This window comes from Candidatus Manganitrophaceae bacterium (genome assembly GCA_016200325.1).
In the GTDB taxonomy this organism is placed as follows: domain Bacteria; phylum Nitrospirota; class Nitrospiria; order SBBL01; family Manganitrophaceae; genus Manganitrophus.
On the sequence record JACQEZ010000007.1, the window covers coordinates 256,365 to 274,669 of the forward strand.

Annotated in this window: 22 protein-coding genes; 9 read left to right on the forward strand and 13 right to left on the reverse strand. The window is 57.0% G+C overall.

Annotated elements, in window-relative coordinates:
* Positions 1 to 15 precede the first annotated feature (15 nt).
* Complete coding sequence (locus HY282_05485; GenBank protein MBI3803198.1) at positions 16 to 843, forward strand: hypothetical protein; 828 nt, start codon at positions 16 to 18, stop codon at positions 841 to 843.
* On the opposite strand, the gene HY282_05490 is transcribed toward HY282_05485, so the two are convergent.
* The 3 genes from HY282_05490 to HY282_05500 form a co-directional block, all read right to left on the reverse strand.
* Positions 812 to 1,390: a metallophosphoesterase family protein gene (locus tag HY282_05490; protein MBI3803199.1), complete on the reverse strand. Its 579-nt coding sequence runs from the start codon at positions 1,388 to 1,390 to the stop codon at positions 812 to 814. The genes HY282_05485 and HY282_05490 overlap by 32 nt on opposite strands.
* A complete protein-coding gene (locus HY282_05495) occupies positions 1,391 to 1,828 on the reverse strand; it encodes a DUF4864 domain-containing protein (GenBank protein ID MBI3803200.1) in 438 nt (145 codons plus the stop codon).
* 293 nt (positions 1,829 to 2,121) lie between these two features.
* Positions 2,122 to 3,090 (reverse strand): aldo/keto reductase, encoded by a 969-nt coding sequence (locus tag HY282_05500; GenBank protein ID MBI3803201.1) that lies wholly within the window; start codon positions 3,088 to 3,090, stop codon positions 2,122 to 2,124.
* Positions 3,091 to 3,573: 483 nt separating this feature from the next.
* Here HY282_05500 and kaiC point away from each other — a divergent pair, with 483 nt between their 5' ends.
* From kaiC to HY282_05520, 4 genes are read left to right on the forward strand one after another with little or no spacing between them, the layout of a single operon-like run.
* The gene (gene kaiC / locus HY282_05505; GenBank protein MBI3803202.1) at positions 3,574 to 5,295 is read left to right on the forward strand and encodes a circadian clock protein KaiC; all 1,722 of its coding nucleotides are present in this window, start codon (positions 3,574 to 3,576) and stop codon (positions 5,293 to 5,295) included.
* Positions 5,296 to 5,310: 15 nt separating this feature from the next.
* Positions 5,311 to 5,646 carry a circadian clock protein KaiB gene (gene kaiB, locus HY282_05510; GenBank protein MBI3803203.1) on the forward strand — a complete coding sequence of 112 codons (336 nt, stop codon included), beginning with the start codon at positions 5,311 to 5,313 and terminating at the stop codon, positions 5,644 to 5,646.
* 41 nt (positions 5,647 to 5,687) lie between these two features.
* A complete protein-coding gene (locus HY282_05515; GenBank protein ID MBI3803204.1) occupies positions 5,688 to 5,990 on the forward strand; it encodes a circadian clock protein KaiB in 303 nt (100 codons plus the stop codon).
* Entirely contained in the window at positions 5,987 to 7,642 is a 1,656-nt protein-coding gene (locus HY282_05520) for a PAS domain-containing sensor histidine kinase (protein ID MBI3803205.1), read from the forward strand. Before HY282_05515 ends, HY282_05520 begins: the two co-directional genes overlap by 4 nt.
* A gap of 148 nt (positions 7,643 to 7,790) precedes the next feature.
* Here HY282_05520 and HY282_05525 read toward each other — a convergent pair whose 3' ends face one another.
* Positions 7,791 to 8,213: a hypothetical protein gene (locus HY282_05525; protein MBI3803206.1), complete on the reverse strand. Its 423-nt coding sequence runs from the start codon at positions 8,211 to 8,213 to the stop codon at positions 7,791 to 7,793.
* A 758-nt stretch (positions 8,214 to 8,971) separates the two neighbouring features.
* The gene (locus tag HY282_05530) at positions 8,972 to 9,283 is read right to left on the reverse strand and encodes a PilZ domain-containing protein (GenBank protein ID MBI3803207.1); all 312 of its coding nucleotides are present in this window, start codon (positions 9,281 to 9,283) and stop codon (positions 8,972 to 8,974) included.
* Positions 9,284 to 9,471: 188 nt separating this feature from the next.
* Between HY282_05530 and HY282_05535 the strand changes: the two genes are divergently transcribed.
* Positions 9,472 to 9,855 carry a sulfurtransferase gene (locus tag HY282_05535; GenBank protein ID MBI3803208.1) on the forward strand — a complete coding sequence of 128 codons (384 nt, stop codon included), beginning with the start codon at positions 9,472 to 9,474 and terminating at the stop codon, positions 9,853 to 9,855.
* Between the two features lie 45 nt (positions 9,856 to 9,900).
* Here HY282_05535 and HY282_05540 read toward each other — a convergent pair whose 3' ends face one another.
* Positions 9,901 to 11,103 (reverse strand): hypothetical protein, encoded by a 1,203-nt coding sequence (locus tag HY282_05540; protein ID MBI3803209.1) that lies wholly within the window; start codon positions 11,101 to 11,103, stop codon positions 9,901 to 9,903.
* 267 nt (positions 11,104 to 11,370) lie between these two features.
* On the opposite strand from HY282_05540, the gene HY282_05545 reads away from it, so the two are divergent.
* Positions 11,371 to 12,030, forward strand: coding sequence for an outer membrane beta-barrel protein (locus HY282_05545; protein ID MBI3803210.1), 660 nt, complete (start codon positions 11,371 to 11,373; stop codon positions 12,028 to 12,030).
* A 107-nt stretch (positions 12,031 to 12,137) separates the two neighbouring features.
* Complete coding sequence (locus tag HY282_05550; GenBank protein ID MBI3803211.1) at positions 12,138 to 12,686, forward strand: hypothetical protein; 549 nt, start codon at positions 12,138 to 12,140, stop codon at positions 12,684 to 12,686.
* 150 nt (positions 12,687 to 12,836) lie between these two features.
* Here the strand turns inward: HY282_05550 and HY282_05555 are convergent, their stop codons facing one another.
* Complete coding sequence (locus HY282_05555; protein ID MBI3803212.1) at positions 12,837 to 12,992, reverse strand: hypothetical protein; 156 nt, start codon at positions 12,990 to 12,992, stop codon at positions 12,837 to 12,839.
* A gap of 178 nt (positions 12,993 to 13,170) precedes the next feature.
* Positions 13,171 to 13,581 carry a VOC family protein gene (locus HY282_05560; protein ID MBI3803213.1) on the reverse strand — a complete coding sequence of 137 codons (411 nt, stop codon included), beginning with the start codon at positions 13,579 to 13,581 and terminating at the stop codon, positions 13,171 to 13,173.
* Between the two features lie 225 nt (positions 13,582 to 13,806).
* Between HY282_05560 and HY282_05565 the strand changes: the two genes are divergently transcribed.
* Positions 13,807 to 14,205 (forward strand): nuclear transport factor 2 family protein, encoded by a 399-nt coding sequence (locus tag HY282_05565; protein MBI3803214.1) that lies wholly within the window; start codon positions 13,807 to 13,809, stop codon positions 14,203 to 14,205.
* A 156-nt stretch (positions 14,206 to 14,361) separates the two neighbouring features.
* On the opposite strand, the gene HY282_05570 is transcribed toward HY282_05565, so the two are convergent.
* The 5 genes from HY282_05570 to HY282_05590 all read right to left on the reverse strand — a co-directional run bounded on the left by HY282_05570 (position 14,362) and on the right by HY282_05590 (position 18,226).
* Positions 14,362 to 15,375: a methyltransferase gene (locus tag HY282_05570; GenBank protein ID MBI3803215.1), complete on the reverse strand. Its 1,014-nt coding sequence runs from the start codon at positions 15,373 to 15,375 to the stop codon at positions 14,362 to 14,364.
* A gap of 87 nt (positions 15,376 to 15,462) precedes the next feature.
* On the reverse strand, positions 15,463 to 15,810 hold the full coding sequence (locus tag HY282_05575; GenBank protein ID MBI3803216.1) for a hypothetical protein: 348 nt from the start codon (positions 15,808 to 15,810) through the stop codon (positions 15,463 to 15,465).
* Positions 15,811 to 15,816: 6 nt separating this feature from the next.
* Positions 15,817 to 16,059, reverse strand: a complete 243-nt coding sequence (locus HY282_05580) for a hypothetical protein (GenBank protein ID MBI3803217.1) — start codon at positions 16,057 to 16,059, stop codon at positions 15,817 to 15,819.
* A gap of 268 nt (positions 16,060 to 16,327) precedes the next feature.
* Positions 16,328 to 17,116 (reverse strand): hypothetical protein, encoded by a 789-nt coding sequence (locus tag HY282_05585; protein ID MBI3803218.1) that lies wholly within the window; start codon positions 17,114 to 17,116, stop codon positions 16,328 to 16,330.
* A 378-nt stretch (positions 17,117 to 17,494) separates the two neighbouring features.
* Positions 17,495 to 18,226, reverse strand: coding sequence for an amino acid racemase (locus tag HY282_05590; GenBank protein ID MBI3803219.1), 732 nt, complete (start codon positions 18,224 to 18,226; stop codon positions 17,495 to 17,497).
* Positions 18,227 to 18,305 lie beyond the last annotated feature (79 nt).

The following is an 18,305-nucleotide window of genomic DNA, read 5'->3' on the forward strand; positions in this document are numbered from 1 at the left end:
AAAGAGGAGAAACCGATGGTCCAGGAAATGGGACGGTCCCCTGTGTCCCGAAAGCCGCTCGTACTGTACCATGCCGGATGCGCGGATGGTTTCTCGGCGGCCTGGGTGGTGCATCATCTCGGGATCGACGCCGACTTTCGGCCGGTCGATTATGAGCATGGGCCGCCCGACGCCACCGGGCGCGACGTCATGATCTTCGATTTTGCTTATCGGCGCGAGGCCCTTCTGACGATGAAGGAGCAGGCCGCCTCTCTGGTCGTCCTCGACCATCATAAGACCCATGCGGAGGCCCTCTCCGATCTCCCGTTTTGCCATTTCGACATGAATAAATCAGGCGGGCTGTTGGCATGGGAATACTTCAAGAAGGAAGAGCCGCCCCCCTGGCTGGTTGCCTATACGGAAGACCGCGATCTGTGGCGCTGGGTCCTTCCTCACTCCCGCGAGGTCAATTCGGCGCTTCGCTCTTACCCGAGAAAAATGGATGTCTGGGACGGTCTGGCGAAACGGGATGTCTTGGAATTGATGAATGAAGGGAAAGCGATCGTCCGTTATGAAGATCAGCTGATTAAAGCGATCGTCCGGCTGGCGCGGGAGATCGAACTCGACGGCCACAAAGTGTTGGCGGTCAACACGCCGGTGTTGCTCTCGGAGGTGGCCGGCAAGCTGGCGGAGGGACGCCCCTTCGGGGTCGCCTGGTTTGCCCGGGCCGACGGCAAACGGTCGGTGGCGCTCCGCTCCCGGGAGGGGGGAATCGACGTGTCCGAAATCGCCCAACGTCACGGCGGCGGCGGGCACCGGAACGCGTCGGGCTTTATTGCCGATGCATCGACGTTTGATCCTTAAACAGCGCCGCGCCGGGTTGCACCGGAAGGGGAAAGCGCCGCCGGAGCGGCCGTCCCTCTTCCAAGAAGATCAGGCTGAATCGCACCGTCTCTTCCTGCCGTTCCATCATTCCGACCGACCGTCTCAACGAAAAACGCTTCGGCCCCGCACCGCCCGGATTAAAATAGATGACCTCTTCCCGCTGTTCGACCATCCCTTTGTGGCTGTGGCCGGAGATCACCACCCGGGGCGCAACCCCGCGCAGCCGTTGCTTCATCGCCTCGGTCGGCTTTAAATAATCCTTCAAGTTGTGGATTAAAACGATCTCCCTCCCTTCCCACGCGATCCGCTCCAGGTCGGGAAGCTGGTTCAGCGGGGGGCCGACGTCATTGTTCCCCCGGACGGCGATCACCGGCGCGATCTGCGCGAGCCCCTTCAAGACCGCCTCGCCCCCAATATCCCCTGCATGGATAATGTGATCGACGCCTGCGAAGATCTGTAACACCTTGGGGTCGAGCCGTCCGTGGGTGTCTGAGATCACTCCGATTCGGGTCGCGCGGAGTGCCATTTAAGAGCTCCTTCCCCTGATGGAGGCGCGCAGCGGGACGATCGCCATCTGGTCGATCTTCCATCCCTCGTCTTCATGGATCAGTTGATACTCGGCGGTGATTTTTTTGTGGTTGAAGCCGGTCACTTCGATCCGGGCGACGGCGTGGGTTCGGCCGGTGTCGAGGTCGATTTGGTCGAAGGTCAGCCGGAGGCTCTTGGTCAGTTGCGGATAGTCGGTCCGAATCCGCTCTTGGAATTGATCTGGCGAGAATTGGTTTCGGACCTGGGTGGAGGCGAGGTGATAGGCGGTCTCGTAGTCGTTCAAGTTGAAAGCGTCGAGCTGTTGTTGGATGATCGATTGGATCTCTTCGATCGCGGTGGGGGATTGCGCGGTGGGGGTTTGCGCGGTGCGGGTTGGGATGAAGAGCGCAGACCAGAGGAGAAAGAAGGGGAGCATCGGTGTTATCCTCAGGATGAGGGGCTATCAATCGAATTATAACCGGATTATAACATGGGGAATGGGGGGCTTTGTAGGGGGCCTGATCGATTTTCGTCGCAGGGCAGAAACCATGGGGTTCTACCCCACACCCGCTGCGGGGCGCCTCGTCGCGCCTCCTTGGGCTTCCCGGACGCCGCAGCTTAGAGATTTAATTCTTTCGCCGACGGCTGAGAGCTGATGGCGGATCGCTCTCTTCTCCTCCATTCTGAAATCTGAATCCGCAATCCGAAATCGGCATTTCGCAATCGCGCTCACCATGCGTACGCCTCCGGGGCTTCTCCGCCGGGGCCGGGCCAGAGGGTATCGAGGGTCTTTTTTGTTTCATCGTCGAGGGTCAGTTTAAGGGCCTGTAGGGAGCCGGTGAGTTGGTCCATCGTCCGCGGGCCGATGATCGGGGCGGTCACGACGGGGTTGGAGAGCACCCAGGCGAGCGCAACCGCCGAAGGGGATTCGCCGAGTTTTTTGCAAAGGGCTTCGTATTGGGTCAATCGGGCGCGGTATTTTCCCACTTCCGCTTGAAATTCCTCGCCGCTTCGCCGTCCTTCTTTTGCTTTGGCGAGGGCGCCGGCCAGCAGGCCGCCGGCGAGCGGGCTGTAGGGGAGCACACCGAGGCCGTAGGCGCGGCAGGCGGGGATCACCTCCAGCTCGATCATCCGGTTCTCCAGGCTGTAGATGCTCTGCTCGCTGACCAATCCGAGAAAATGGCGTTGCGCGGCAAGCTGGTTGGCGGTGGCGATTTGCCAGGCGGGGAAGTTGCTGCTTCCGACATAAAGGACTTTTCCCTGCTGCACTAAAATTTCCATTGCCTGCCAGATCTCCTCCCACGGCGTCTCCGGGTCGATGTGGTGCATCTGATACAGGTCGAGATGGTCGGTCTGCAAGCGCCGGAGGCTCTCTTCGCAGGCGCGTCGGATATGATAGGCCGTAAGGCGCCGGTCGTTCTCTCCCTCGCCCATCCGCCCATACACTTTGCTCGCCAAGACGATCTTTTCCCGCCGGCCTCCTTGGGCGAGCCAACGTCCGATGATCTGCTCGGTCCAGCCTTCGCCCCGCTTCCAGCCGTATACGTTGGCGGTATCGAAAAAGTTGATTCCGAGCTCCAACGCTTGATCCATGATGGTATGACTTTCCTTTTCGTCCGTCTCCGGCCCGAAGTTCATCGTCCCGAGACAGAGACGGCTGACCTTGAGTCCCGTTCGTCCCAGTTTTACGTAGTCCATCGTTCTCTCCAGTTCAAAATAGCGAGGGTCCTAATTGCACCTTAGCGTATTTTCCCGGACCTATTCAAGCCGCGCTTGCTTTATCGAGGAGGCGGCGCCTGCTGTTCGGTTATTTTTTGGACAGAAAACATCTCTTGGTATTGAAAATTACAAAACGCCTACGCTATAATTTTTACAGTAGCCAACAAGCTACTGTGCAGGGATCCGGATCGGCTCATCTCGATCTGCTATCCACTTGGACATGTGGGGGAGAAGGCTCCGATCGGATAATCGGCAGCCGGCCTTTGTTCTTCCTGCCGGTTTTTGCGACATACACCATTACCTATTCAACGGGATGCTCTTCCACGAGATCGTAGTGCTGCGATTTCAATAGTGGCACGCAATGGTTATGTGTCAGGCACGGCCATTTTTGTCGTATAAAATCGATTTCCTTGAACCGGGTCCCACACCTTTCCGCAGCATATAAACAAACGGGGAGATCGAATGCGCTCTAAGAGGAAGATCGTTCGCCGAGGGGATGGGGTAGCAAAATCTCCGACGGCAATCACAGGATTGGATGAGATCACCGGAGGGGGGCTGCCGAAGGGACGCCTGACCCTCCTTTGCGGGGGGGCCGGCTGTGGAAAATCGCTGCTGGCGATGGAGTTCCTCATCAACGGGGCGGTTCACTATAATGAGCCGGGGGCCTTTTTCTCGTTTGAGGAGCGGCCGGACGAGATCGTCGAGAACATCGCCGCCGTCGGTTTCAACCTCCCGAATCTAATCTCGAAAAAGAAAATCGTGGTCGATTATATCCATGTCGACCGGAATGAAATGGAAGAGATCGGAGAGTATGACCTCGGAGGGCTCTTCATTCGGATTGAAGAGGCGGTCCGGTCGGTGGGCGCCCGGCGGGTGGTGCTCGATACGATCGAATCGCTCTTCTCGGGGTTGACGAACGAAGCGATCCTTCGGTCGGAGGTGAGGCGGCTCTTTCAGTGGCTGAAAGACCAAGGGCTGACCGCCGTGGTGACCGGTGAGCAGGGGATCGGCACCCTCACGCGGCAGGGCCTGGAGGAGTATGTCTCCGACTGTGTGATCTTCCTCGACCATCGGGTGAAAGACGAGCTCTCGACGCGGCGGCTGCGGGTGGTGAAGTACCGCGGCTCGGCACACGGAACCAATGAATACCCTTTTCTGATTGAAGAGGGCGGGATCTCGGTCCTCCCGATCACCTCTTATAAATTAGAACATGCCGCCCCGACGGAGCGGATCTCCTCCGGCATCGCCGGGCTCGATGAGATGTTGGGGGCGAAAGGTTTTTATCGAGGGAGCACGATTTTGATCACCGGCACCGCCGGAACCGGAAAGACGAGCATCGCCTCCCATTTCGCCCACGCCGCCAGCCGTCAGGGAGAGCGATGCGTCTATTTTACATTCGAAGAGTCGGTTCCCCAGATCCTGCGCAATATGCGATCGATCGGCCTTCACCTGGAGCCGTGGGTGAAAAAAGGGCTGCTGAAATTTCATGCGGCGCGCCCGACCCTTTCCGGGCTGGAGATGCATCTCGTCATGATGCACAAGCTGATCAGCGAATTTAAGCCGAGCGTCATTATCATCGATCCGGTCACCAACCTGACGTCGGTCGGACAGACCTCCGAAGTCCAACTCATGCTGACCCGCCTGATCAGTTTTTTAAAGATGCACGACGTCACGGCCCTTTTCACCAGCCTCGTCATCAGTGGACATTCGGTCGCTCAGACCGAGGTCGGCATCTCCTCCCTCATCGACACCTGGATCATGCTGCAGGATCTGGAGAGCGGCGGGGAGCGCAACCGGATCGTGGAGGTGCTTAAATCCCGAGGGATGGCCCATTCGAACCAAATCCGGGAGTTCATCTTTACGAGCCGGGGGATTCGCCTGCTCGATGTTTACCTCAGTCCCAGCGGGGTGTTGACCGGCTCGGCGCGGGTTTCGCAGGAAGCGCAGGACCGTGCGTTCCACCTGGCGCAGCAGCGGGAGAGCGAGCGCAGGGAGCGCGATTCGTTCCGCAAACGCAAAGTGTTGGAGGCGCAGATCGCGGCCCTGCGGGCGGAGCTGGAGACGGAGGAGAAAGAGTTTTATCGGATTTCTGAAGAGGAAAAACGCCGGATGGAACGCGAGGGGCGAGACCGGGCCGATCTGGCCCAAAGCCGCAGGGCTCCGGCCCGCTCCAACGGCCACTAATCGAGGAAAGCTAAAATGAAGCCGAAGAAAACAGGAGAGGCCTTGAAAGCGGCCCCGAGCCAGAAGGTTTGGACCTTGCGCCTGTATGTGGCGGGACAAACCCCGAAATCGGTCACCGCCTTGTCCAATCTGGAGCGAATTTGTGAGGCGCATCTTGAGGGGAAGTACCGGATTGAGGTCGTCGATCTTTTAAAGAGCCCGCAGCTCGCCCGCGGGGATCAGATCATCGCGACGCCGACGCTGGTTCGAAGGCTTCCCCCGCCGGTGAAGAAAATCATCGGCGACCTCTCGAATGCAGACCGGGTGCTGGTCGGACTCGACCTCCGTCCGATCGGAAAGCAGAGACCCTGAGCGTGAGCGGAGAGAGCACAAAAAGAGCCGCGGCCTCCGACCTGCCGTCGGAGCGCATCCCGCGCGAGGCGTATCACCTTCGCCTCTTTGTGACGGGGGCGACGCCGCAGTCGACGCGCGCCATTATTAACCTGAAGGAGCTATGCGAAACATACCTAAAGGGGAGATACAATCTGGAGATATTCGATCTCTATCAGCAGCCGTCCCTCGCAAAGAAAGAGGGGATCGTCGCGGTGCCGACGCTCATCATGAGAACCCCGGTGCAAAGAAGGCTGGTCGGGGACCTCTCGGACCGAAACCGCCTTCTTCTCGGATTGGGGCTGCCGGCCGAAAATCAGCCATGAATACGAAGGGGGTCACAAAGAAAGCGCTGGCCGAAGAGGTGGAGACGCTGCGGACCCGCCTTGCGGAGGCGGAGGAGACCCTCCGCGCGATCCGGCAGGGCGAGGTCGACGCCCTCATTGTCAACGGAAAAGAGGGGCCTCGGATCTTCACGCTCCAGGGGGCGGACCACACCTATCGGATCCTCATCGAGGCGATGGACGAGGCCGCGGCGGTGTTGTCCGACGACGGCACCATCCTCTATGCCAACCGCTTTTTCTCCAAAATGCTCCGGGTGCCGCTGGAGAAGGTGATCGGCCATCCGATCGCTCCCTTCATCGCGCCGAAAGATCAAGCGACCTTCGAAGCGCTTCTCAGGGAAGCGGGGAAGGGGACCCGCAAGGGGGAAATGGCGCTGAAAACGGGAGAGGGAAATCTCCTTTCCGCCTATCTCTCGGTCAACCGGATCGAGCTCGATCAGGTCCGCCGGATCGGCTTGGTCATCACCGATTTGACCGAGCAGAAGCGGAACGAAGAGATCGTCGCCGCGGAGAAGCTCGCCCGCTCGATTTTGGATCAGGCGGCGGAGGCGATCGTCGTCTGCGACGAGGGAGGACGGATCATCCGCGCCAGCCGGATGGCGCATGGGCTCTGCGACCGAAACCCGATGCTTCAGCGCTTTGATACGATTTTCCCGCTTCGGCTGATTTCCGATGAAAATGGAACGCTCTCGGAGGAAAGCGATGCGAAGGGCCAACCCTTCTCGATCTCCTCTGTCCTGGAGGGGGAGGAGATCCAGGGGGTGGAGGCGCGGTTTACACGCGAGGACGGGGAGACCTTCAACCTTTTGGTCAGCGCCGGAAGACTCTTCGGGGCCGGCAGCCGGAAGATCGGCTGTGTGGTGAGCCTCACCAACATCAGCGAGCGGAAGCGGGCGGAAGAGCTGTTGAAGAGAAAGACCCAGGAGGCGCAGGAGGCGAGCCGGCTGAAGTCCCATTTCGTCTCGAATGTCTCCCACGAATTACGAACGCCGCTCAACAGCATCATCGGATATACCTATCTGCTGCTCGATGAAGCGTACGGGGAGCTCCAACGGGCGCAGCGCGCTTCGCTGGAGGCGGTCTCCCGAAACGCAAAGGACCTGCTTCATCTGGTGGATGATCTGCTGAACCTCTCCCGGATTGAAGCGGGGAAGCTCTCCCTTCAACTCGAGACGGTGCGTCTCGGTCCTTTGATGGAAGAGATCTTCACCGCGGCGAAACCCCTTTTGGATGAGAAAGCGTTATCGGCTGAACTTCACCTCCCCGCCGAGGTGCCGAAGATTCAGAGCGATGGGGGAAAGGTCAAGCAGATTCTCGTCAATCTGATCTCCAACTCCATCAAATTCACCAATAACGGCAAGATCGTTGTCACCGTGGAGGAGCGCGCCAGAAAAGAGGGGGTTGAAATTAGGATTCAAGACAGCGGGATCGGGATCCACCCGGAGCAACTTCCGAAGATCTTCGATGCCTTTCATCAAGCCGACGGCGACCTCACCCGAGAGTATGGCGGGGTCGGTCTCGGTTTAACCATCGTCAAGGAGTTGGTCTCCTACCTGCACGGCGAGATTCATGTCCAAAGCAAATACGGCGATGGATCGACCTTTATCCTCTTTCTCCCGTATCAATTCTCGTAATAGTAAAAAATTCTCAGGGTCTTTCTTCGAGGTTCGCTGCATTCAGTGCAGGGGATGCGGATCGGGATTCGGGCAAGCGCTCGGGCCGGAGCCGGCAGGGTCTCACCGGCCCCGGCCTTTTCGGTGGAGCGTTTGGTGTAAATAAAAACTATTTTGTTTTGCCAGCGGGGTTGGCCTCGCTCTGGGCTCCCCCTTTTGAGGCCGGTTTGTCCTTTCCGGCCGATGATCCGCTCCCTTTATCGGAGTCGGCTGGCGGGCAAGGGGTATGTCCCAGATCGGGTGTTTCTTTGTTGGAATTTTTGGTGAGCGGGCTGTCGTTGCCGACCGCCTGATCGCGTCTGCCGGTTGTTTGATTGTCAATCCCGGCCGCCTGCTCACTGCTCGACGGCAGCTGCCCGTTCAATCCCGGAGGGCAATTGGCCGCCGCATTTTGATCGGCGCTCTTTGAAGACCCTTTCGAGGCCGCCGGCGCTTTATCGGGGTGACCTGAATCGGCCCATCCTAAATTGGTCTGTGCCGCAAACAGGCCGACGGCAAGCGCAAAGACCCCAAGTGCATATCTCGTTTTCATATGAACGTCGCTCCTTTACGTTGGACCTCCCCGTCCTGTCGCAAAACCGTTCACTCTTATCGTACGGTTTTTCGCGAACGCGGGTCAAGAGACCGCCTCCGCGCCCGCCCAAAGACCGGTACCCTTAAGACAAAAAGAGATTCCTCGGATAGAATAACGAGGGCCCGATCCTTATTCATCGATCTTATTCATCTTCGGAGTATTTACTGATGCCAGCGAGACTGCCGCCGGCCGGCCCGATTTTTTGATTGCCTTCTTTTTCTTTTCAGCTTGTAACAGCCCTTCTCCTCCCCCCGCTCCGAAAGAAACGCCAAAACAAACACCGGCTCCTGTAAAGGCGGCTCACACAGATGCAAGTGAGATTTCTGCAGAGAGACTGGCATTAGTCGGAAAAGTTCTGGTTTTCGGAACCGAAGATCCTGATTTTGGAAGTGGAGGGGTTCCGATCGGAAAAGCACAGTGTCCGCTCTGCCATATGTTTTTGCCCGAACAACGTGCTGACCGCGCACCGGTTTTGGTCGGACTGGAGGTGCGCTCTCACGACCGGGTCAAGGAGGAGCGGTATAAGATGTTTGCAGCGCGGCTTGCAACGGGAGACCCCAATTCAGGGATCACGCCGCAAGCGCATACGGGCGGCGAATATATCCTCAAGGATGAGGCCGCTGCCGTGCGAGACGGTTTGGACCGCACCCCGGATGAGAAGGAGGGGGTCTTCTGCAAAGTTCAGGTCAGACCGTACCGAGCCGTTAGAGGGCCGGTTACTTCTCGCTGATCCATTTTTCGATTCGCGATCTGTCTGGGGGGGAGAGGTTGAGGAAGCGGAGGCCGGCGCCCATTCCCGGATGAATGTAGAGAACCCGGGCGCGGACCCGGATTTCTTCTTTGTCGGCGCTGTTCAGCTTAAAGCGAAGGTCCAACTCGTTTCCTTCCACGAAGTTTGCCACCATTTCAATATACATTCCGCCGGTGCTCAGATCCATCGCCCGGCGCATTCCCACACCGACCACCTCCACATCTTGAATGAAGGGAACCCGCTTTGACGCCCGTTGATCGTCCGGTGCGACGGCCACAATCGCCTCCTTAGAAAGGAATACTGAATGATGTAATCGGGTCAGAGGGTAACAGATACCCCTAAGGACGTCAAGCTTCAAATTGACTTTGTTTTCGGCCCTGCCGTATCATATCGCATCCAAGATTCCAATTGAATATTGCAAAAGCAGAGGGCACTTTATTCAACCTATTTGGAGTAAGAGGCAAGATGATACACAATCCGGGATTTTTACAGCTGGCGGAAGAGGCGAGGAGACGAATCGAAGAGTGCACGATTGCGGAGGTAAAAGCGAAGCGGGATGCCGGCGCTCCCTTTCGTTTGATCGACGTGCGGGAAGATCATGAGTGGATTGAAGACCATGCGGCCGGGGCGGAACATCTGGGACGGGGCATTCTGGAGCGTGATATTGAGAAGCTGATTCCGGACAAGGGAGCGGAGATCGTGGTCTACTGCGGGGGCGGATATCGCTCGGCGCTGGCGGCCGACAACCTTCAAAAGATGGGATATACGAATGTGAAGTCGATGGCGGGAGGAATCAAAGCCTGGCGTGCGGCGGGGTATCCGATGGTGAAGCGGGGAGATTCCAAATAGGGAAGGCCGTCGGGCGCTGCCGCTTCGTGCGTGGAAGGGGAGGGCTCAGAAGGCGAAGACAAGACCGAGCAGCGCGGTATCGGTCTTTTCCGGGTGAGCATCGGACACTTTTTTAAAGTCGTGGGTGTACTCCAAAAAAGCTTTCATGTTTCTCCGGAAATAATGGGTCAGGTTGACCGTTCCCAGACGCTTTCCGACAGCGGCGCGATCTTTTGAGGAGACGTCGTTGTAGAGGAGAATCCCGGTCCAGTCGGAATTGAAATGATAATCAAGTTCGACAAATCCTCCCGACAACCGGGCCCGCTCAGCCGGAACGAGGAAGTCGGGATTGGCCTCTCTACCGAAGAGCCATTGAGAGCGAAGATCGAGCCCTTTAATCCAATTTCGGATTCTGAGGTCCGGACCATAGCGGGTAATCGTATTGTCGAGGCGGGTCGTCTCTTCTCTTTCCCTTCCCAAATAACCGAAGAGGCCGGCCGTGACCGGCCCGGCGGAAAATCCCAGCCTCCCGAAGATGTCCTTGGGGCTGTTGTTATCGAAATTTCCGTTTTGATCTTGGCGACCGATCCCATTCCCATTCACCGCCCCCAGCACAAAATCAACGGGGCCATACCCGTATGAGAGGGTCGCTCCCCGTTGGTAGGTCAATTCGAAATTGCTTTTACTGACGTGGGTCACGTAAATCTCAATGTCTTGGAAGGTCAACCGCTGCTCGCGTGAGTAGACCGGATCCATCACCTGGAATTGCCCGATCTGAAGATAGGAGTCGGTTCCACCGAGATGACTGAGGTAAAGAAAGGCATCCTCCATCCCGACCACCTCTCCCCCTTCTCCCGCCAAGAAATAAGAGTAGAAGGTGATATCCTTTGCCAAGTAGCCGATGATGAAGAGCTTGACCAAAAACGGCGACTCGATATCACTGTGAACGGAGGTGTCGGCACGATAACGAAGATAGCTGTCGACACGAACCGCCAGATTGAGATTTTTTTCGAGACTGAGATTGGAGTCGCCGAACGACTGCGATTGGGTGGTGACATCGCCCCCCGGCATTTGATAGCCGTTTTTCGCGAAGGCTTCTCCGAACGGATTGAGCTTCGGGAAACCGGCATGACACATCACGCATGAGAAGCCGAACTTGCGGGCGAATCCAGGATTGGCCGACGCCGAAGGAGGGTTCGGCAATAATAATAGAAGGGAGATCAGAAGGAGAGAAAAAAAACTGACGAGAACGGCAGCGGATCGCGACATGGCGTAAAAATAGCGTCGTTTGCTCCTCCTGTCAATTGAAAAGTGTTCCCTGGAGGGATTTCCCGAATAGGAATCGTGAAAAGCAGCTATAATAAAGACCGAAATGGGACGTGGGGATATTCGATGTGCCTGCTCGGATTTTCATTACGCATAAAATTGCATTTGCCGGTTTGTTTCGCTATGATGGGTCTGTTTTTCTTCAGTCTATTCGGGAGGACAGACCATCATGACGCCGTCGGCGTCATCGGAGAGGAGGGGCGGAATCGAATGATTCGGTTGCGAGGATATTGGCTGCGGGAGTCGGTTCGGCAATGTTGGCAGGTCGCTGCCGGCGTGTTGTTCCTTATGGTGTTTATCTCCGCATCGGCAGCGGCGGAGGAGGAGGCGAAGCGGTTCGATCTTTCGGCGGCCTATCTGTACAGCATTCCGATCGGTGAGGAAGAGTCGGGGACCAACTGGTCGGACCTGTATGAGAATGGGCAGGGGGCCTTGCTCGAGTTCGCCTATCGGGTCACCCCGCACTTCGCCCTTTATGCCGGGACGGCTTACCATCAATACCATGGAAAGGAGCTCACCTTTGGATCTGAGACCGGCCGATTTAATGATCAGACCCTCCTCTCCCTCTACGCCGGGATCAAAGCCTATCTCCTCGCGCCGGAGCTACCCCAGAAGGCGGGGGGGATCAATCCTTACCTGCGGGTCGATATCGGCGCCACACAATATAACGGCGCCGCCTTCAACGGCGCCTCGGTCGCCGATCGGAGCGTTCAATTCGCCTACTCGGTCGGCGTCGGCGCCGACCTTCTCACCTATACGAGCTTCATCTTCTTCCTCGAAGCGAAATACGAAGATCACGGCACCCCGGACAAGGCCGGGAGCAGCTTCCGCGCCGTGCCGATTGCAATCGGTGTTCGGTATTTGATGTAGAAACGGCGAGCGCTGTTATTCGCTGAGGTGATCTCAGCTTCCGGTGAATTGCTTGTCTTCTCAATCTCCGACCTTTTTTCGGGCGTCATCGACTTGAGGGTTTCTGGATGATCGGTCCGGGCCTATTCAAAAAGTTTATTCTTCAGCGCTTTGTCGGTGCGCGCTGCCCTGATTTGATTGCAACAGCCGAGATCGTCCCTCGGATCGGTTCCATCTTCTCCTCTCCCTTCTTCCTTAAACAAGGAGCCGCCATGAAACATTCGATGGCGCTCATTGCGATCGCACTGATCTTTCCCCTTCCTCTTTCCTTGGTGGAGCCTTCCGACCCGATGATCTCCGATCTGACGGTCTCGCCGACGTCGGGCCCGGCCGGGTCTGTCTATACGCTGTCGGTTCGGATCGCAAGCCAGAAAGGAGCAATTCCCCTGCTCCATCAGATTAGGGAAGGAAGGGAGACAATCGCGGTGCCGCTTCGGGATGATGGGTTGGCGGGGGATCTCGTAAAGGGGGATGGAATCTATACCGGGCGAGGCGAGGTTCCTCCGACCGCGGCCCGGCAGACGCATCGCTTTGAGGTTTATGTGCGCAATCAGACGGGACGGAAGAGCAATCGGTTGGAGTACCGGTTTACAGTATTGGAAGGGGCCGGAATTTAAAGGAGCCGGAGGGGCTTCGTCCGGCGCGGTCTCATTTATACTTAGTAAACGGGGGTCAGAGTGCCCTCATCGGAGATTCTTTTAAGAGACTCCAACCCCATTTTTTGGCCATCGGATAAAGCGAGAAAGCGACCGCGTGGATCGATTGCCTTAGCGCGTTTTGGCGTCGGAAGCGGAGGTCGACGTTGCCGGTTCTTTGGCGACGCTGTTCTTCAATCCCAACAGCGCCCTTGCGACATCTCCTTTGCTCGACTCAAAATCATGTTCCATCACGTGGATCGCCTGATTAATCGCCTTTGTCATCATTGCTATCTTTTCGTCGGCCGTCATGGGGGTCCTTTCGGTTCATTTTTTTGTCTCCGACGGCAAGCCTTTCCGTTCCGCTCGCGATCGGGACAGAGACATCGTATCACGAGTATCCGGAGAAGTATCGTTAATAATGTATTTTAAGGGACCCTTCCAGACCACCCTCCCACAGAAGGCGTTAATCCGAAAAGGTAATCCCCGCTTTCTGTACCTCCTGGTAGGGGAGCAGCCAGACCATCGACTCGTCATGTAAATCGATCACCTGTATCCGATTGCCGAACGGATCGCGGAAGTCGCACCGGAACCTCGGCTCCAATTTCAATCCATATTTCTTGGAGACCTTTTCACGAACTTCGGCGACCTGCTTGTCGTCACGGACGATGAGGGCGAAGTGGCGCGTTCGATCGGGGGTGACCTCGTCGACCTCAAACATCGCCAGAAATTGATGGGCGCCGAGCTTGAAGAAGGCGTCCCCCTCCCCATCGTCGAGCTTCTCGAGATTGAAGACATCTTGGTAAAAGGCAATTCCCTTCTGTAGATCGTCGACTTCAATCGCAAGGTGACCACAGCCATAAACATGCACGCTCATCGGAACCTCCTTATCAGGCAAGGATGAAGGGAGTTACTATCGGAAGACCCTCTGTATTCTATCCTTTCGACCTCGGGACGATCAACCGGGCTCCCCCCATGTAGGGGGATTGTTCCCGGTGCCGCTCTGTTATAGATTCGACTTTGTAATCCGCAGGTGAAGCCGTTATCCAAAATGATCATTCATCCGGCCTTTCGAAAGGAGGGCCTTCATAAGGAGGAGACGATGAGCGAGAAAGAGAATATAGAGGTGGTTCAGAAGATGTATGCCGCATTTGGAAAAGGAGACATTCCGACGATTATCAATTCTCTCACCGAAGAGGTCGATTGGCAGATGATTGGGCCGAAAGAGATTCCCCATGCCGGGCCGCACCGGGGCCGTGATCAGGTGGCTGCCTTTTTTGAGAAGGTGGCGACCGGATCGGACATTCAACAATTTGAGCCGAGGGAGTATGTGGCGCAAGGAGACAAGGTCGTCGCACTCGGTTATTACAAGGGGAAGGCGAAGGCGACAGGGAAGATGTATGAGACCGAATGGGCGATGGTCTTCACCGTTCGAAACGGCAAGGTGGCCCGGTTCCGCGAATACAGCGACTCGGCTAATCTGGTCGCAGCCTATAAATAATGAGATCGAACGGCATGGCCTTCTCCCGAGGGAAGGCCATGCCGCCGGTTAAAATGGTGTTTAGATCGGCGTCCATTCGTTCAGGCGACGGTTGGATCGGTTCCTCTGCAGTACCGGCGCGCTTGTCTGATGAGGCAAGCGGATGGACGGTCGCAATCAGCGGGAGGAGGATTCTCGTTTTCGCGCTGCTCCGAGCGTCGCTTCCAGGATTCCGATTTTCCCGTCGACCTGTGTCCGGTGAAAGCGGGAGAATCCGGTCTCTTTCAGCCAGGCGGTAACCTCTTCCCAGGTGTAGCAGCGTCCCCGGTCGGTGAAGAGGAGCATCATCAGATTAAATGAGGAGACGTCGGGCGGGTGGGCGTGGTTTTTGTCGAGGAAATATTCGACGATGATTAACTTGCCGCCCGGTTTCAGGGCCGCTTTGATCTTTTTTAGAATGCGGCGGTTTTCTTGAGGGGAGTAGATATGAACGACATTCGAGTAGAAGATGACATCATAGGGCCCGCCATAATCATCGGTGAAGAGGTCGCCGCCGATCACATCGACCTGCTCCGACAGGTCGGCCCGCTTCGCTTCGGCGCGGGCCACCTTCACGGCGGCCGGTCGATCGAAGATCGTCGCGTGGAGCTCGGGATATTTCACCAGCAGCGCAAAGGCATAGGAGCCGGCGCCGCCGCCGAGATCGAGCAGGGTTCGCGCGCCGCGTAAATCGATCGGCCGGAGGATCTTGGGGGCAAGATAGAAGCTCCGCTCATGGAGCGCTTTCGAGAAGCGCTTGCGGAACCCTGGGTCGTCGGGCGAGGGTCGCTTCCGCGGCCGGCGGCCTTTCCGGATGGTGTCGGTGAGACCGAGCCAGTCGTCCCAATGTTGTCCCGCCAGCCAGACGAAGTTGGTGATCGATTGGGTACTTGCGGTGTCGAGGTAGAGACGGCTGAGCGGGCTGTTGCGAAAACGTTCGCCCGATTTGGTGAGAAGCCCCATCCCGGCGAGGGCGTTGAGGAGAAATTCGGTTCCTTCGGGAGAGGCGGCCGCCTTGCGGGCGATCTCTTTTGCCGTTTGGGCTTTTTTACCAAGATGGGTGAAGATGTCGAGTTCAACGCCGGTGATCAGCGTGCGGGAGTCGGTGAAAGCATCGGCGGTCTGGAGGAGATCGTCGTAAGTTCGGATCATTTTCCCCTTGGTTTGAAGTGGTGAGGTGATGTTCCTGTTCCGCGAAAGAGATCGAATGATCTTCGTTGTTACATCGCACGCTCCCTTTTATAGCCCCATCCGTCGTTTCAAATAGAGATAGCCGAGCGAGACGAGGCTCATCACGATGACGGCCGAGAGGGTGAAGATCAGGATGCGGAGCTTGGTCCGGATCTCTTTTTCGATCAGCGCGTCGAAGCGCTGCTCGATCTCTTCAATCTTGGCGTCCACCCTGGCTTCAACCAAGAGCATCTGCTCCGCCACAAACTGCTCCGCCTCGGTTCGGGCGTGCGAGACGAATTCGTTTCGTTTCCGATCGAGATAAAGATCGGTCTTCTCTCGAACCCGTTCCACAACGCCGGCGGAGACCAACGGACTGAGTACCTTCCCGAGATTAATCCAGACTTGCCATGCCATTCACGATTACCCTTTCAACAAAAGGATCGTGAGCCATCCCTGAATTGTAAAAAGGATCACGATCAATGACAATTCCACCTTCAGTGCGCGGGAGCGGAGTTGAAGAAATTTTAAAAGGATGATCCGTCGAACCCATCGCGGGAGCTGGCAATACCAGACCCCCAGCTCGATCAGGTCATAGAAAAGGGTCCCAGCCAAGAGAATCGCCAAGACCCATCGGAATGTCAGATAGGGATCAGCCATTTGCATTCAATCCATCTCCGGAACACCGCTCTATCTTAGCTTTAATCCGAATAAAGATCAAGTGATCTAGGCGTGGGGCAATGGGTCTGTTAAAATTCGTCATACTCGCCTGCGCGGAGATCGTCTGCTCATAATGGAGGGATTAACTTCCTAGAGTCATGGGGTTTCACCCCACGACTCTAAGGCAAGGAGATTTGGGGCAACGTCCCGTTCCAACGCCCTTGAATTGCACGATAGGAAATGAGGCCGGCATTCCGCTTCGGTTAGAAGCGTCCTACCCGTTTCCTCCAGGCCGGAAATAAAGATCGAACTTGCAGATCTCTCGAAAGCCGAGCCGAGAATAGACCGGGAAGCCGCTCTCCGAGCTCTGTAGCGTCCCAGTCCGGTACCCCGACACTCTTGCGTTCAATAAAGGGTGGAGGGTCATCGCCGTGCCGATTCCGCGCCGGCGGAATTCCGGCCGCGTCGCAACCGCGAAGAGACCGGCCACCCCCGCTTCCAACACCAACGCGGCGGTCGCCACCGGGGCGCCGTCGAAGAGACCGAGATAGCGCCGCGTCGGGACCTTTTCTCCGAGTCCGACCCGGGTTTCCAATGCGGCGAGCGGTTCTAGCGCCGGTTCCGGAAAACCGGTACCGATGCCGGCGGTCTCCGCCCAGATCTTCAACATTGCAGGATGGTTCACCGGCCGGATCGTCAATCCCTCCAGCCGGATCGGCCCCTGTGACAGGGAGTCCAGATCGATCGCCATCCCCGGAATCGCTTCGGCATAAACGAAACCATGGCGCTCTAAAATGTCATTCAAATCGGTCCGGCGTCCGCGGGAGCCGATCCACCATAAGAAGGGAATTTGGCGCGATCCCAACGCCTGCGCGATTTCCGAGGCGGCCCGGTCGACCTCCTTCGGCGGCTCGGTCGATACGGCGCCGTTGAACAAGGGATGAGGAACGCCGGTGATCCATCCGACCCAGCCGCTCCCTTGGGGGCGCTTACAGCCGGGGGCTTCTCCATAGGTCGTCCAGAACCGGATCATATTGGTCTCAAGCGAATCGCAGAGGGTCATTTGTTCTCCTTTTCTTAATTCAGATTTTTTCTATCTATAACGAGAGGCGCCCCGTTTCATCTTCAGCGAGAAGATGCGGGAGTCCGCCCAAAAGTTCGATACGCTCGCTCAGGCGATGGGCGGACGTTGAGAGAGAAGGTATTCGCCGAGGAGGCGATTACGATCTTGCCTAACAATCGAATGAGGGTCTTTTGACTATGGTGGAAACATCGGATGGGCTGCGATTGTGACGGAGACGTCGGGGCGACTCTTCGCCCCGACGAGAATTGATCTGTTTTAAGAGCGCGCGAGCGGCGGTTGGGCAGTCCTTGCGGTTAAAAGGTCGGCGCGAATCGGTTCTCGCCTCGGCTGAGCGATACTGGTCGTACCTCGGGAGGGCTAGGGCTGCGTCTGAACGGTTTCTTTGCTGAATGTAATTCCCGAATCCACCGCTTTCCGAAGCGCCGCTCTGGCCAGAATCCGGGTCGAGTCCAGAAGAGGAAGCGGCGCATATTTTTGAGAGATCAGAAGGGGCAATTCGGTGCAGCCTAAAATCACGGCGTCGCATCCTTGCTCTTTTAATCGTCCGATGACGTCCATCACATCGCATCGCGCTTCAGAAGGGAAGCGTCCATGGATGAGATCTCCGAAGATAATTTGATGAATCCGATCCCGCTCCGGCTGCTGCGGGATTTGAACTTCGATTTTCCTCTCCTTCAGTTTGGCGGGGTAAACCGGCCCTTCCATTAAATAACGCGTTCCCAACAGGCCGACGCGTCGATACTCCCGTTGGACCGCTTCCGCCGCCACCTCTTCGGCGATGTGAAGCCAGGGAAGAGAGGACGCCCGCGTGGCTCTGTAGAAAGCCTGATGGATCGTATTGTCGGGACAGATGATGAAATCGGCCCCGGCCCGGGCCGCTTTTTCGGCGGAGGCGGCCATTAAATTCGCCACCCCTTCCCAGTGGTCTTTCTCGATGAGGCGGATATATTCATTGAGGGGATAGGTGTGCAGGGTGATTTCGGGATGTCCGTAGGGTCCGAGGAACGCCTCTCCCTCATTGCAAATCGTCCGATAGCAAAGGGCGGTCCCTTCTGCGGTGCAACCGACGATGCCGATATGCTGCGTCATCACTGTTCCTCCTTCTCTCGATGGCGGGTTTTATGCTTTATGCGTTATGATTGATCAGCCGATTCCGTCCAAATCTTCC